This window comes from Agromyces sp. NPDC055658 (assembly GCF_053618155.1).
In genome coordinates this window covers 90659-104048 of the sequence record NZ_JBSHHD010000003.1, presented here as the reverse complement: position 1 = coordinate 104048, position 13390 = coordinate 90659, and the positions used below count along the sequence as shown (strand labels likewise).

Sequence of the window (13390 nt, the reverse complement as noted above, 5' to 3'; positions counted from 1 at the left end):
GCTCAGCTCAGAAGAGGCGCGCCTGCGCGACGACGGGCGCGCCCTCGAGCTCGAGCAGGAACCTCTTGCGCTCGAGGCCGCCGGCGTAGCCCGTGAGCGATCCGTCGGCGCCGACCACCCGGTGGCACGGCACGATGATGCTGAGCGGATTGCGCCCGACGGCACCCCCGACCCGCCGGGCGAGGTTGCGATCGCCGAGGCGCTCGGCGAGCTCGCCGTAGGTCACCGTCGTGCCGAGCGGGATGCCGCGGAGCATGCCCCAGACGGCGTGCTGGAACTCGTCGCCCTCGGGCGCCGTCGGCAGGTCGAACTCGGTGCGGGCGCCGGTGAGGTACTCGTCGAGCTCGACGCCGAGCCGTGCGATGAGCGCGTCGTCGCGCGTGGACACCTCGACGCCGATCGTGCCCGCGGTCGGCGGATGCCAGTGCCCCGGGAAGTAGATGCCCGCGAGCGCGTCGCCGTCGGCGACGACGAGCAGCTCGCCGAGCGCCGTCGTCAGCGTGGCGTGGCGTCGGGTCATGTCTCCATCCTCACGCCGTTCGAGGTCTGCGGTGCTCGATCCGGCGGCGGGAATCGGACTTCGTCCCGGCCGGCGCAGGGCTTCGCGCCGACGGGCCGAGCCCATGGTGTCGGCCGGTCGCCGTACGATGACCGCATGCGCGACCCTCGCCCCGCGACCGGAATGCGCGTCGCCTTCACCGCCGAGATCTACGAGTGGGCGTCGCGTCGCAACTGGTTCTTCGTCGACGTTCCGCCCGAGCCGAGCTCCGACATCTCCGACCGGCCGCGGATGCCTCGGGGGTTCAACTCCGCTCGCGTGACGGCGACGGTCGGCGGCACGACGTGGAGCACGTCGATCTTCCCCTCGGGCGACACGTACGCCCTGCCGCTGAGGCGCGCGGTGCTCGAGGCCGAGCAGATCGGCGAGGGCGATGTGATCGAGGTGCGCCTGACCGTGCACGACGGCTGAGGCCCGCGGTCGTCCTTCAACCGGCTGCGCCGACGGTGCGCGCGTTCACCTCGTCGCGCCACGCGACGAGCTCGCGGATGGGCCCGAGATCCCAACCGGTCTCGGCTTCGAGGCCGACCGTGAAGAGTCGCGTTCCGACCACGTGGAGCGCCTCGGCATGGCCGGCGTAGTCGTCGAGGTCCTCGGCGTAGCGACCGGGCTTCGGCGAGACGCCGGCGCTGCGCTCGATGTCGGCCGGGTCACGGCCGATCCGGCCGCACCAGTCGTCGAGCACCGCGTGCTTGTGCGCGATCGTCTCGGCGTCGCCGAATCCGTGCCAGACGTCGGCGTGCTCCGCGACGATGCGCAGCGTGACCTGCTCGCCCCCGCCGCCGATGAGCACGGGGATCGCTCGAGTGGGCGGCGGGTTGAGCTTCGACCACCGCTCGCGGATGAGCGGCAGGTCGGCCCGCAGCCTGCGCAGCCGATCGGGCGCGGTGCCGAACTCGTACCCGTACTCCTCGTAGTCGCGCTCGAACCAGCCCGCTCCGATGCCGAGGACGACCCGACCCGGACCGCCGTCGCGTGCGCTGATGTGATCGACCGTACGGGCCATGTCGGCGAGCAGCTGCGGGTTTCGGTAGCCGGTGGACGAGACGAGCACGCCGAGTTCGACGCGCTCGGTCACCTCGGCGAAGGCCGCGAGCAGCGACCACGCCTCGAGGTGCGCGCCGTCGGGGTCGCCGCTGAGCGGGAAGAAGTGGTCCCACCCGAGCACGACGTCGGCACCGGCCTCCTCGGCGGCCACGACCGCGGCCCGGAGCTCGGCGTAGCTCGCGTGCTGCGGCTTCACCTGCACGGCGATGCGGGCGGGGCGGTCGGGGCGGGGCACGTGCAGCGCGACGGGCACGTCGCGCGTGCCCGTCGGCGCGATGCCGGCTTCGGCTTCAGTCATGCTCGCGAGCCTACGACGATTGCCGCGGCATCCCCATCGTGATACCGTCCCCGGTGATCGTGATCGAGACAGGAGGTGAGACCCATGAACGCAGTATCAGTGGGCGCTCCCCTGCAGTCCACGATCCGCGACTGAGGTAGTCGCCGCCGGGAGCGCCGAACAGGCAATTCGCGAAAGGCGACTCCCATGCACACCACACCTTCTTCTCTCTCCCGACAGCTCGTCGACGCCACCGCGCGCGTGCCCGCCTCGGGCGCCCGAGCCCTCGTCCTCGGCGGCGGCGGTTCGACCGGCAACGCCTGGCTCGTCGGCGTCGTCGCGGGCCTCGCCGACGCCGGCGTCGACGTGACCGCACCCGACGTGACCATCGGCACGTCCGCCGGATCCACCGCGGCGGCCCAGCTGGCCGGCGCGAGCCCGGCCGACCTGTACGCCGCGATCGTCGAGGCGGCACCGCCGCAGCCCGCCCCGATCGCAGGCCAGGCTTGGGCGGGTACGACGCACGGATCCGGTCCCGGGCTCCGGCCGGCCGGCCGGCCGGTCGACCACCTCGCACGGACCGGCGCGATCATCGCCGCCGCCACCGACGCCGACGACATGCGCCGGAAGATGGGCGTCTCCGCCCTCGAACTGGACGCCTCGTCGGACGACGCCCAGCAGGCGCGCTGGCGGGCCACCGTCGCCTCGCGCTTCCCGAGCTCGGACTGGCCGCTGCGAACGGTGCTCCTCACCGCGGTCGACGCCGAGACCGGCGAACCGGTCGTCTTCGATCGCGACAGCGGGGTCGACCTGGTCGACGCCGTCGCCGCGAGCTGCGCGGGCGGGTTCGCCTACCGGATCGACGGTCACCCGTACATCGACGGCGGCTACCGCACGAACGCCGAGAACGCCGACCTCGCGACCGGGTACGAGCGGGTGCTCGTGCTGTCGCCGTTCGGCGGCAGGACCAGGCTGCCGCTCGAGTGGCGGCTCCAGCTCGCCGACCAGGTCGATGCGCTCCGCGCCGGCGGCAGCCACGTCGAGACGATCTTCCCGACGAGCGAGGATGCGCACCTGTTCGACAACGCGATGAACGTCGCCCTGCGGCCGGCCGCCGCGCGGGCCGGATTCGAGCGGGGCGGCGCGGTCGCCGCGCGCATCGCGGAGTTCTGGGACTGACCCCTCGGCGGTCGGCCCCGCACCGGGGCCGGCCGCCGCGTGGTCTCGATACGGCGCTGCGCGCCCACTCGACCGACCGGGCGGCGCTCGGCGCCTACTCGACCGACGCCTCCGCCACCGGTGTGCGCCGCAGGCGCAGGCGCAGGGTCACGACCTGGAACGGTCGCAGGTCGAACTCCCACGCACGCGGGCCGGCCTCGGCGAGCGCGACGCCGACCCCGGCTCCCGTGCCCCCGGTGCCCGCGAGCGGGCGTTCGAGCAGGTCGGTCGACTCGGCTCGAGCGTCGAAGGATGCCTCGAGCCGCGCCCGAGCGCGGGCCCCGTGCGCCTCGTAGGCGCGCACGACGACGTCGCCCGAGCCGTCTTCGGCGAGCTTCACCGCCTCGACCACGGCGCCCGTCACGCGCACGAGCGGGTCGATCGCCGAGGCATCCACACCGGTGAAGGTGCGCAGCGGCAGGTTGAGGCGGTAGCCCTCGACGATCGCCTCGGGAATGCCCGCACCGGGCGCGATCGAGACGCGCATGCGGTGCGCGCCCTGGTCGGCCTCGGGGTCGGGGAACTGCGGGGCGCGCAGCAGCGAGAGCCGCACGGTCGTGACGGTCGCACCGGGGCGCGAGACATCGGCGGCGCGCTGGGTGTCGTGGCCGTACGTCGCGTCGTTCGCGATCGCGACGCCGTAGCCCGGCTCGCCGACGTGCACCCAGCGGTGGGCGACGGTCTCGAAGCGGGCCGAGTCCCACGAGGTGTTCGCGTGGGTCGGCCGATGGATGTGCCCGAACTGGATCTCGCTCGTCGCCCGGTCGGCGTGCACGTCGAGCGGGAACGCGAGCTTCAGGAGCTTCTGCCGCTCGTGCCAGTCGACCTCGAACTCGACCTCGAGCGCGCGGTCGTCGGCGCCGAGCGACACCGTCTCGACGAGGCTCGATGCCCCGAACCGGCGCACGATGCGCACCGAGACCCGCTCGTCGCCGGGTGCTCGAGGAGGCGCGTCGCCGCCGTCTCGAGACCCGAACACCTCGACCGACTCCGCCTTGCGCAGCTCGACGACGTTGCGTGCGTAGTGGGCGTCGATGTCCCACGCGTCCCACTGGTTGGGGGTGTCGCGGAAGAGCTGCAGCAGCTTCGCCGAACGACCGGGCGCGATCGCCTCGCGACCGAGGCGGCCGTCGGGTTCGCGGTGGCGGAGGGAGACGAGCAGTCCGTCGGCGTCGAGCACCGCCTCGAGATGGGCGTTCGCGAGGGTGATGCGCCCGTCGCCGGTCGAGTCGGCGCGCAGCGCCAGATCGAGGGCCGCTCCGCCGGCGGCGTGGTCTCGGTGCGCTCCTTCGTCGCTCGATCGACGCGCCCCACCCAGCGCCGGCACGCCCGACACGTCGTAGGGTCCGGCGTTCAGGCGAAGCGTCCCGTCGCCCGACCCGGCGAGCGCGCGCACCGAGCGCTCGATGATCGCCTCGAGCACCTCGGCGACCTCCGCGTAGCGGCGCTCGGCCTCGCGGTGCACCCACGCGATCGACGACCCGGGAAGGATGTCGTGGAACTGCTGCAGCAGCACCGTGTGCCAGGCGTCGTCGAGCTCGTCGACCGGATAGGGCGCGGCGCCGCGCACGGCCGCCGTCGCCGCCCACAGCTCGGCCTCGCGCAGCAGGTGCTCGCTGCGGCGGTTGCCGCGCTTCGTGCGCGCCTGCGACGTGTACGTGCCCCGGTGGAACTCGAGGTACAGCTCGCCCGACCACACCGGCGGGTGCGGGTACTCCGACTCGGCGGTCTCGAAGAACCGCCGCGGCGACGAGAGCGTCACGCGGGGCGAGCCCTCGAGATCGGCTGTGCGGTAGGCCGCGGCGATCATCTCGCGGGTCGGCCCGCCACCGCCGTCGCCCCACCCGAACGGCACGAGCGAGGTGTTCGCCGTGCCCTTCTCGGCGTACTGGCGTTCGGCCCGGGCGAGCTCCTCGCCCGACAGCTCTGAGTTGTACGTGTCGACCGGCGGGAAGTGCGTGAACACCTCGGTGCCGTCGATGCCCTGCCACCGGAACGTGTGATGCGGGAAGCGGTTCGTCTCGTTCCACGAGATCTTCTGCGTGAGGAACCACCGCGACCCCGCCGCACGCACGAGCTGCGGCAGCGCCGCCGAATAGCCGAACGAGTCGGGCAGCCACACCTCGAGCGGCTCGACGCCGAACTCCTCGATGAAGAAGCGCTTGCCCGCGACGAACTGGCGCGCGAGAGCCTCGCCGCCCGGCAGGTTCGTGTCGGACTCGACCCACATGCCGCCGACCGGCACGAACGACCCCTCGGCGATGCGGGCCCGCACCCGCTCGAACACCTGCGGGTACTGCTGCTTCAGCCACGCGTACTGCTGCGCCGACGACGCCGCGAACACGAGGCCCGGGTGCTCCTCGATGAGCGCGTCGACGTTCGAGAAGGTGCGCGCGACCTTGCGCACCGTCTCACGGGTCGGCCAGAACCACGCGCTGTCGATGTGCGCGTGCCCGACGGCGTGCAGGCGGTGCGAGCTCGCCCAGGCGGGCGCCGCCAGCACGGGCGCGAGGATGCTCCGCCCGAGCGCCGCGGTGCCGGCGATGTCGTCGGGGTCCATCTCGTCGATCATGCGCTCGAGCGCGCGCACGATCTGGGCGCGGCGCGGCGATGCCTCGGGCAGTTGCGCCTCGAGGCCGCGGAGGGTCCAGGCGTCCTGCACGAGCTCCCAGACGGTGACGTCGCGGAGCGCGAGGTCGACGTCGCCGAGCACGTAGATCGGGTCGTCGCCCGCCGTCTCCCACTCGCCGCGGGGCGTCGGGGCGAACGACCAGTTCTGGCTGATGTCGGGGTTCGACGCCGCCTCGAGGTACACGGTGGTCGCCGGTCGAGGAGCGCCCGGCGAAGCGGTACGCGTATCGAGACCCCCGGGCCCCGTGGCCTCGATGCGGCGCTGCGCGCCGACTCGACCGGCAGAACCGGCGATCAGCTCGAGCGGCACCGCCCGGTTGCGCGGCTCGACCGCCTTCACGATCGTGCCGTCGGTGCGCCACACGAGCGCCTCGGCCTGGAACCCGGGCGCGACCCCGATGAACCCGAGGTCGACCACGAGCTCCCAGTGAGCCTCCGATGTTCGAGCGGGGAACGCAGCGACCGTTTCGGGGCCCTGCGACGGGGTCTCGATTCGCTCCGCTCCTCGAGCACCGGGTACCTCCGGCAGCGTGACCCTGAACCACGTCGTGCCCCACGCGCGCCCCCACGCGTCGCCGGGGGCGACGGGAGCGAACTGCTGTGCGACGGCCTCGGCGAACGGTACCGGTTCGCCCGGCGCCTCCCAGCGCTCGAGTCGCGCGGGCACCCGCTCGCGGTAGATCGCGGGTTCGAGGCGCTCGCGCACGAAGCGGGCGATGCGGGTCTCGACCAGGGCGGAATCGTCGTGCATGCGGGCTCTCCCCTATCCCTTGACCGCGCCCTGCAGCGCGAACGAACCGCCGATGCCGCGCGACACGAGCACGTACAGCGCGATGACCGGCAACGAGTACAGCAGCGAGAAGGCGGCGAGCTCGCCGTAGGCGACCGTGCCGTACTGGCCGAAGAAGCTGTAGATGCTCACGGCGGCAGGTTGCTTCGCCGGGCTCAGCAGCAGGATGAACGGCACGAAGAAGTTTCCCCACGCCTGGATGAACACGAAGATGAACACCACCGCGATGCCCGGCCGCATGAGCGGCACGACGATGCGGCGCAGCGTGCCCATCGCCGAGGCGCCGTCGACCCACGCCGCCTCCTCGAGCGAGACGGGCACGGAGTCCATGAAGTTCTTCATCATCCAGATCGCCATCGGCAGGCTCGTCGCCGCCATGAAGAACGTGACCGCAGCGAGGTTGTCGAGGTAGCCGAGCCGCACGAAGAGGCTGTACACCGGCACCATGATCGCCGTGATCGGCAGGCACGTGCCGAACAGGATCGCGTAGAGGTACGGCTTGTTGAACCGCGACTGGTACCGCGAGAGCGGGTACGCCGCGAGCACCGCGACGAGCACCGTCACGATCGCGGTGCCCGTCGAGAGCAGGGTGGAGTTCCAGAGCGGCAGCAGGGTGCCGTCGAACGTGAGCACGGCCTGGTAGTTCGCGAGGGTGAACCCCTCGGGCACCTCGGTGCGCTGGCTCGGCGACGTGTCGATCGAGGCGAGCACGAGCCATGCGAGCGGCACGACGAAGCAGAGGCCGATGAGCACGAGTGCCAGGTTGCGGGCGAGGGATGCCGCGGCACGGCGCGGCGACGCGAGGTTCACGTGTCACGCTCCGGACGCAGCATCCTGATGTAGCCCACCGAGAAGATCGCGCCGACGACGATCATGACGACCGCGATGGCCGAGCCGTAGCCGATCTGCTGGAACTTGAACGCCTCTTGATAGGCGAAGACCGGCAGGGTCGAGCTGGCCATGCCCGGGCCGCCCTTCGTCATCACCCAGATGAGCGTGAACACGGCGAGCGTCTGCAGCGTGATGAGCATGAGGTTCGTCGCGATCGACGAGCGGATCATCGGCAGCGTCACCCACCAGAGCCGCTTCGCACCGCCCGCGCCGTCGACGATCGCCGCTTCGGTGATCTCGGGCGGCACGTCGTTGAGGGCGGCCTCGTACACGAGCATCGAGAAGGCGGTGCCGCGCCACACGTTCGCGAGGATCACGGCGAGCATCGGGAAGTCGAACAGCCAGTTGGGGCCGGCGATGCCGATCGCGGCGAGCAGCTGGTTGAGGGTGCCGTCGTCGGCGAAGTACGCGTACGCGGCGAACGCCGCGACGATCTCGGGCAGTACCCACGCCGCGACCACGGCCGTGCCGACGACGGCGCGCACGACGCGGTTCGCCCGCGTCATGAGGATCGCGAGCCCGAGGCCGATGAGGTTCTGGCCGATCACGGCCGAGCCGAGCACGAAGACGAACGTGAGCAGCAGCGACAGCGGGAACGCACGGTCGGTGAAGAGGTCGACGTAGTTGTCGAGTCCGACCCACTGGGGGTCGCGCGCCGCGCGACCGGTCAGCGCGGTGTTCGTGAACGAGACGTAGAACGCCCAGACGACCGGGCCCACCATGAAGAGGGCGAGCAGCACGATCGACGGGGCGACCGGCAGCAGGCGCACGAGCGCCCGCCGGCCGTGCCGAGGCGGTTGCCGGCCGACGCGGAAGTTCGGGTCATCCCGCGTCGGCCGGCCGCCATCGATCGGCGGCGATGAGACCGCGACCATGCTCCTAGCCGGTCACGTTGTCTTCGCCGACGATTCCGACCACCGCCTCGTCATAGGCGGCGGCCGCCTCTTCCGGCGTCATCTGCCCCGTCATGACGGCCTCGGTGGCCGCCTGGATCTCAGCCGAGATCTGGGGATAGTCGGCAGTCGCCGGCCGGAAGTGCGTGGAGGTCACCAGGTCGGTGAAGAACCCGATGAAGGGGTTCGCCTCGAGGTACGCCGGGTCTTCGGCGACGTCGGTGCGCACCGCGATCTGCGAGTTCGCGATGTTGTAGTCGAGCGCGTTCTCCTTGTCGAGCGCCATCGCGAGGAAGTCGAACGCCGCGTCGGGGTTGCCGCTGTTCGCGCCGACCGCGAGGGTCCAGCCGCCGGAGAGGCTGACCGCGCCGTCGCCCTGGCCGTTCTGCGTCGGGAAGGCCGCGACGCCGATGTCGTCGACGTACTCGGGCCAGGCGTACTGGCCGCCCTCCATCCAGAACGACGGCGACCAGGAGCCCTCGATCGTGCCTCCGATCTGGCCGTTCGGGAACCACTCGCCGAACAGCTTCTGCCACATCGAGCCGTCGAGCGCGACGTCGGGAGCGGGCGCGAGGCCCTCGGAATACAGCGTCTCGATGAAGGCCAGCGAGTCGACGAAGCCCTGCGAGCCGGTGACCCACTTCTTCTCGTCGGCGTCGTAGAGCTCGTCGTCGGTGCCGTACATCAGCATGCCGAAGCCCTGCATGACCGAGCCCTCGCCGGCGGGCTTGCCCGAGTAGACGTTGAACGCGACCTTGTCGGGCGAGGCGGCGTGCACCTTGCGGGCGGTGTCGAGGATCTCCTCCCACGACTTCGGCTCCCACGGCAAGGCGACGCCGGCCTCTTCGAGCACCGACTTCGAGTACCAGATGCCGCGCGTGTCGGTGCCGAGCGGCACCGCGTAGACGCTGCCGTCGTCGGCGCGGCCCGCCTCTTTCGCGCCCTCGTTGAACTGCGACCAGTCGCTCCAGTCGGCGAGGTACTCGTCGAGGTTCAGGAGGTAGCCGGCGTCGACGTCGCTGCGCACCTTGAACGTGTCCTCGTAGAAGACGTCGGGTGCCGTGTCGGGGCTCTGCTGCATGAGCGCGAGCTTCGTGCCGTAGTCGGCCTCGTCGGCGACGATCGGCTCGAGCGAGACCGTGATGCCCGGGTTCGCCTTCTCGAACTCGGGCTTCACCTTCTTGAAGAGGTCGTCGAGCGCGACGAACGCGTCGGTCTTCTGGTAGACGATGCGGATCGTGTCGTCGTCACCGCCGCCCGAGTCGGCACTGCAGCCGACGAGGGCGACGGTCGCGGCGGTGACGACCGCGAAGGCGAGGGTGGCGCGGGTGCGGTGCATGGTCTCGTGCTCCTTTGCTCGAGTGCTTGCAGGCGGTTCGGGCGTTGTCGGGTGGTGCGCGTGATGGTGCTGACCCGCTGGGGCATCGGGACTCATGTGGGCGTGCGGAAGCGACACGCCCCGTGGAGACCGTCGGCTCCCCCGAACCGCGCTCCGCGGGGCGTTCGCGTTCCCCACCTGCACATAGTAAATCGAATGGAGTTAGTCGGCAAGGGGCAATTTGTCCGGTGACGTTGGTTCCGAGATGCGTCGCCGCGCCGCGGCGGCGCTCCTCAACCAGCTGGTGGATGCCGCCCCTCCGTCGGGGCGCCCCTCACCCCACTCGCGTCTACCCGAGCAGCAGCCGGGTCGCCGAGGGCGTGAAGCTGCGCTCGAGCACGAGGCTCGCCGCGCCGATCGCCGCGACGTCGTCGCCCACTCCGGTGCCCGCGACCTCGATCCTTCGCAGCGCCGCCGTCGCGCTGTACTCGTCGAGGCACGGCGGAATGCGCTCGAGGTACCGCGCCTCGAGGCGCGCCCAGAACGGCCCGCCGAAGACGACGCGGTCGACGTCGAGCAGGTTGGTGAGCACGGCGACGGTGCGGGCCGTGCGGTCGGCCGCGCGGTCGAGGATGGCTGCCGCCGAGGCGTCCCCAGCGGCCGCGGCTTCGCAGAGCAGGTCGAACTGGGCGTCGATCTCGCGGGGCGTCTCGTGCGGGGCGGGCGCGAGCACGCCCGCGTCTTCGGCCTCGTCGACCATCGCCTGCGGCGTGATGGTGACCGCGATGCAGCCGCGCTGGCCGCAGAAGCACGGCGGCCCGTCGGGATCGGCGACGATGTGGCCGATCTCGCCCGCGTTGCCCGAGACGCCGCGCATGAGCTCGTCGTCGAGCACGAGGCCCGCTCCGATGCCGGTGCCGATGTAGAAGAAGACGAACGATCCGGTGCCGCTCTCGCCACCGACCCACGTCTCGGCGACGGCGGCCGCCGTCACGTCCTTGTCGACGAGCACGGGCAGGCCGGTCGACCGCTCGAGCGCGTCGCGCAGGGGCACGCGGTGCCAGCCGTGCAGGTTCGGCGGGTCGACGATCGTGCCGCGCTCCTGGTCGATGGGGCCGGGGGCGGCGAGCCCGAGGCCGACGATCTTCTCGCGGGCGATTCCGGAGTCGGCGACGAGCTGTTCGAACCGGTCGTCGATGCGGGCCATCACGTGATCGGGGTCGGCGGCCTTCGGCGTCTTCAGCCGGCTGTGCGCGACGACCCGGCCGGTGAGGTCGAGCAGCACGAAGGTCATGACTGCGGGGTCGATGTGCACGCCGGCGGCGTAGAGCCCGTCGGGGTTCAGCCGCAGGATCGTGCGCGGCTTGCCGAGCCCCGCCGCGCTCGTCTTGCCCGCCTCGACGATGAGCGCGTCGTCGAGCAGGCGACGGGCGATGTTGCTGACGGTCTGCGTCGAGAGGCCGGTCATCTCGACGAGTTCGACGCGGCTGCGACCCTCGGGCGCGCGGCGGATCGCATCGAAGATGACCGAGCGGTTGAAGTCGCCCATGCGCGGCAGGTTGGTACCGCGGCGGGCGGCTGGGGCGGATGCCTGCGGCTGCGCCGGCGAAGCCGGGTCGGATAGCGTGGGTGTCGGAGCCTGTGCCATCTCGTGCCCCCTCCCCACGGGTTCGCTGCATCGCGAACCGCCTCCTCCGAGTTTGTCACATCGATGGAGAAATTGGGAGGGAGCGCTCTCACTATCTCGCCCCGGTCGGTCGAGCAGGCGCGCAGCGCCGTATCGAGACCACCCGGTCGTGGTCTCGATACGCTCCTTCGTCGCTCCTCGACCGACAGAGCGCGCAGCGCCGCCTACTGCTCGCCGAGCAGCATGCCGCGTTCGGTCGTCTGCCGACGCAGCGCGTCGAGGTACTCGGCGTACGCCTTCTTCGTCTTCGAGTAGCCGATCGCGCCGCCCTTGACCGCGCCGAGCCCGGTCCCCTCGTCGAAGCGCAGCCAGGTGTTGCCGTACTGGTCCACCCCGATGTCGAACGTGAACGAGATGTGGAAGTTCTTGCCCGCCATCGCCCCGAGCAGCATCGTCTTCGAGAAGTCGCCGCGCTCGAGCTTGATGCTGCCCGGGGTCGGCTGCGTCGCCTCGTAGCCGAGGCCGCGCGAGATCTCGATGACGACGGGAACGGTCTGCTGGTCGTTGCCGGAGAGGATCAGCTGGGTCATGGTTCAGGCTCCCTGGTTCGGGTCGGTCGGCGGGACGGGCGGAGCGGGCGGCACCGGAGGGGCAGGCGGCTCCGGTGCGGCCGGCGCGGCCGGTGCGGCCACTGCGGGCGGCGCGGCCGGCGGGTACGCGGTCGGCTGCGGCGGATACGGCTGCGACTGCGCCGGGGGCGCACCGGGGTAGGGCTGCGCCTGCGCCGCGCCGGGATACGGCTGTGCCTGCGGCGGGTAGGCGTAGTACCCGGCCTCGGGCAGCCACGCGGCCGGCCCGCGCCAGGGCTCGGTGCGTCCGTAGCCCATGAGCGCACCCCAGATGAGCGGCAGGAAGACGTACAGCACCGTCCAGCCGGCCGATCGACCGAAGCCCTTGTTGATGCGGTTGACGGCCATGATCAGGAACACGAGCGCGACGATGTTGCCGAACGGCACGAACGAGAGCAGCGCGATCCAGCCCTGGAATCCGGCGATCTCGAGCACGCGCCACGAGCTGTACACCGGCACCCAGGCCGGCCATCCCTCGTTGCCGGTCTTGACGAAGACCTTCGAGAGGAAGATCGCCATGAGCACGTAGGTCGCGATCGCGAAGACGAAGAGCAGGCCGTAGAAGAGGATGATCGGCACGAAGACGGCGAACACGTCACCGGGGTTCGCCTGCGATTCGGTCAGGAACATCTCGGTCACTCCACGGATTCGGCCGGCACGACGCCGACGGTCAAGAGGTCGGTCGCGGCGGCGACGGTCTCGGGCAGCTGCTCGGCCGCGTCGCACTCGGCCGAGATGATCACGGCCTCGCCGACATCGGTGATGCTGCGCGCGATCACGGTGTAGTACCGGTCGCCCTCGAGGTCGATCGCGACGGCATCGGCGACGCCGGTCTCGACGCCGTCGCCCGAGACGAGCGCGACGTCGTACGCGTTCGCCCGGTCGACCGTCGTACCGAAGGTGGAGTCGATGAGCGTGAGGCTCGCCGACCGGTCGTCTTCGCCGGTGAGGTCGGAGCCGTCGCTGCCGTTCGTGTACCAGACCGAGCAGCCGGTGGCGGCGTTGTCGTACGTCATCGACGTGCCGTCGCTCTCGCCCGCGGTCCACGCGTCGTCGCCGGGGAAGCTCGAGGCGAGCGCCAGGTAGGCGTCGCCGTCGAGGTCGACGTCCCACGGCAGGTCGATCGGCACGTCGCCCGCGGCGAGCGGGTCCTCCGCGAGCGGGTCGCTGCTCGACCACTCGTCGTCATAGACGTCGTCGACGGTCGAGGGCAGCTGCGCGAGCGCGACGATCATCCAGATCGCGAGCAGCGGGATCATCACGATCGGCAGCGCCGACACGATGATCGCCGCGGTGAGCGCCCCCGCGAATCCCTTCGGACGCTCAGCACCGGGAGCCGGCTGACCGGGCTCGCCCGGCACGGGCGGCTGCGCGGCGGGCGGTTGCGCCGGCGGCTGGGGTACCGGGGGCACCGGCGCGGACGGGTCGAACGTCACGAGTCCTCCAACGGATTCCGTGCCGGACAGGGCACTGGGATCAGATGCTACTGTCCACCGCCCACTTGCACGAT

12 protein-coding genes are annotated in these 13390 nt (G+C 71.4%); 2 read left to right on the top strand and 10 right to left on the bottom strand.

Annotated features, from left to right (window positions below; translation table 11 throughout):
* Positions 1–7: 7 nt before the first annotated feature.
* A complete protein-coding gene (locus ACWGPE_RS02590) occupies positions 8–520 on the bottom strand; it encodes a methylated-DNA--[protein]-cysteine S-methyltransferase (RefSeq protein WP_452048065.1) in 513 nt (170 codons plus the stop codon).
* Between the two features lie 135 nt (positions 521–655).
* On the opposite strand from ACWGPE_RS02590, the gene ACWGPE_RS02585 reads away from it, so the two are divergent.
* Complete coding sequence (locus ACWGPE_RS02585) at positions 656–970, top strand: DUF1905 domain-containing protein (RefSeq protein WP_452048064.1); 315 nt, start codon at positions 656–658, stop codon at positions 968–970.
* A 16-nt stretch (positions 971–986) separates the two neighbouring features.
* Here ACWGPE_RS02585 and ACWGPE_RS02580 read toward each other — a convergent pair whose 3' ends face one another.
* Positions 987–1904 (bottom strand): LLM class F420-dependent oxidoreductase, encoded by a 918-nt coding sequence (locus ACWGPE_RS02580; RefSeq protein WP_452048063.1) that lies wholly within the window; start codon positions 1902–1904, stop codon positions 987–989.
* A gap of 186 nt (positions 1905–2090) precedes the next feature.
* Between ACWGPE_RS02580 and ACWGPE_RS02575 the strand changes: the two genes are divergently transcribed.
* Positions 2091–3062, top strand: coding sequence for a patatin-like phospholipase family protein (locus tag ACWGPE_RS02575; protein ID WP_452048062.1), 972 nt, complete (start codon positions 2091–2093; stop codon positions 3060–3062).
* Positions 3063–3156: 94 nt separating this feature from the next.
* Here ACWGPE_RS02575 and ACWGPE_RS02570 read toward each other — a convergent pair whose 3' ends face one another.
* The 8 genes from ACWGPE_RS02570 to ACWGPE_RS02535 form a co-directional block, all read right to left on the bottom strand.
* Entirely contained in the window at positions 3157–6483 is a 3327-nt protein-coding gene (locus tag ACWGPE_RS02570) for a glycoside hydrolase family 38 N-terminal domain-containing protein (protein WP_452048061.1), read from the bottom strand.
* Positions 6484–6495: 12 nt separating this feature from the next.
* A complete protein-coding gene (locus tag ACWGPE_RS02565; RefSeq protein WP_231429918.1) occupies positions 6496–7332 on the bottom strand; it encodes a carbohydrate ABC transporter permease in 837 nt (278 codons plus the stop codon).
* On the bottom strand, positions 7329–8288 hold the full coding sequence (locus ACWGPE_RS02560; RefSeq protein WP_376930528.1) for a carbohydrate ABC transporter permease: 960 nt from the start codon (positions 8286–8288) through the stop codon (positions 7329–7331). Before ACWGPE_RS02560 ends, ACWGPE_RS02565 begins: the two co-directional genes overlap by 4 nt.
* Before the next feature lie 4 nt (positions 8289–8292).
* The gene (locus ACWGPE_RS02555) at positions 8293–9645 is read right to left on the bottom strand and encodes an extracellular solute-binding protein (protein WP_275505349.1); all 1353 of its coding nucleotides are present in this window, start codon (positions 9643–9645) and stop codon (positions 8293–8295) included.
* Positions 9646–9973: 328 nt separating this feature from the next.
* Positions 9974–11173: an ROK family protein gene (locus ACWGPE_RS02550; protein WP_452048060.1), complete on the bottom strand. Its 1200-nt coding sequence runs from the start codon at positions 11171–11173 to the stop codon at positions 9974–9976.
* Positions 11174–11475: 302 nt separating this feature from the next.
* Positions 11476–11841: a hypothetical protein gene (locus tag ACWGPE_RS02545; protein WP_231429915.1), complete on the bottom strand. Its 366-nt coding sequence runs from the start codon at positions 11839–11841 to the stop codon at positions 11476–11478.
* A 3-nt stretch (positions 11842–11844) separates the two neighbouring features.
* Positions 11845–12510 carry a DUF5684 domain-containing protein gene (locus ACWGPE_RS02540; RefSeq protein WP_452048128.1) on the bottom strand — a complete coding sequence of 222 codons (666 nt, stop codon included), beginning with the start codon at positions 12508–12510 and terminating at the stop codon, positions 11845–11847.
* Between the two features lie 5 nt (positions 12511–12515).
* Positions 12516–13316 carry a hypothetical protein gene (locus ACWGPE_RS02535; RefSeq protein WP_452048059.1) on the bottom strand — a complete coding sequence of 267 codons (801 nt, stop codon included), beginning with the start codon at positions 13314–13316 and terminating at the stop codon, positions 12516–12518.
* Between the last annotated feature and the right edge of the window lie 74 nt (positions 13317–13390).

Bases quoted from the DNA above. Each gene is read 5' to 3' on its own strand.
- ACWGPE_RS02580 (WP_452048063.1), bottom strand. From the start codon at position 1,904: ATGACTGAAGCCGAAGCCGGCATCGCGCCGACGGGCACGCGCGACGTG.
- ACWGPE_RS02550 (WP_452048060.1), bottom strand. From the start codon at position 11,173: ATGGGCGACTTCAACCGCTCGGTCATCTTCGATGCGATCCGCCGCGCG.
- ACWGPE_RS02570 (WP_452048061.1), bottom strand. From the start codon at position 6,483: ATGCACGACGATTCCGCCCTGGTCGAGACCCGCATCGCCCGCTTCGTG.
- ACWGPE_RS02555 (WP_275505349.1), bottom strand. From the start codon at position 9,645: ATGCACCGCACCCGCGCCACCCTCGCCTTCGCGGTCGTCACCGCCGCG.
- ACWGPE_RS02575 (WP_452048062.1), top strand. From the start codon at position 2,091: ATGCACACCACACCTTCTTCTCTCTCCCGACAGCTCGTCGACGCCACC.
- ACWGPE_RS02540 (WP_452048128.1), bottom strand. From the start codon at position 12,510: ATGTTCCTGACCGAATCGCAGGCGAACCCCGGTGACGTGTTCGCCGTC.
- ACWGPE_RS02585 (WP_452048064.1), top strand. From the start codon at position 656: ATGCGCGACCCTCGCCCCGCGACCGGAATGCGCGTCGCCTTCACCGCC.
- ACWGPE_RS02590 (WP_452048065.1), bottom strand. From the start codon at position 520: ATGACCCGACGCCACGCCACGCTGACGACGGCGCTCGGCGAGCTGCTC.
- ACWGPE_RS02560 (WP_376930528.1), bottom strand. From the start codon at position 8,288: ATGGTCGCGGTCTCATCGCCGCCGATCGATGGCGGCCGGCCGACGCGG.
- ACWGPE_RS02545 (WP_231429915.1), bottom strand. From the start codon at position 11,841: ATGACCCAGCTGATCCTCTCCGGCAACGACCAGCAGACCGTTCCCGTC.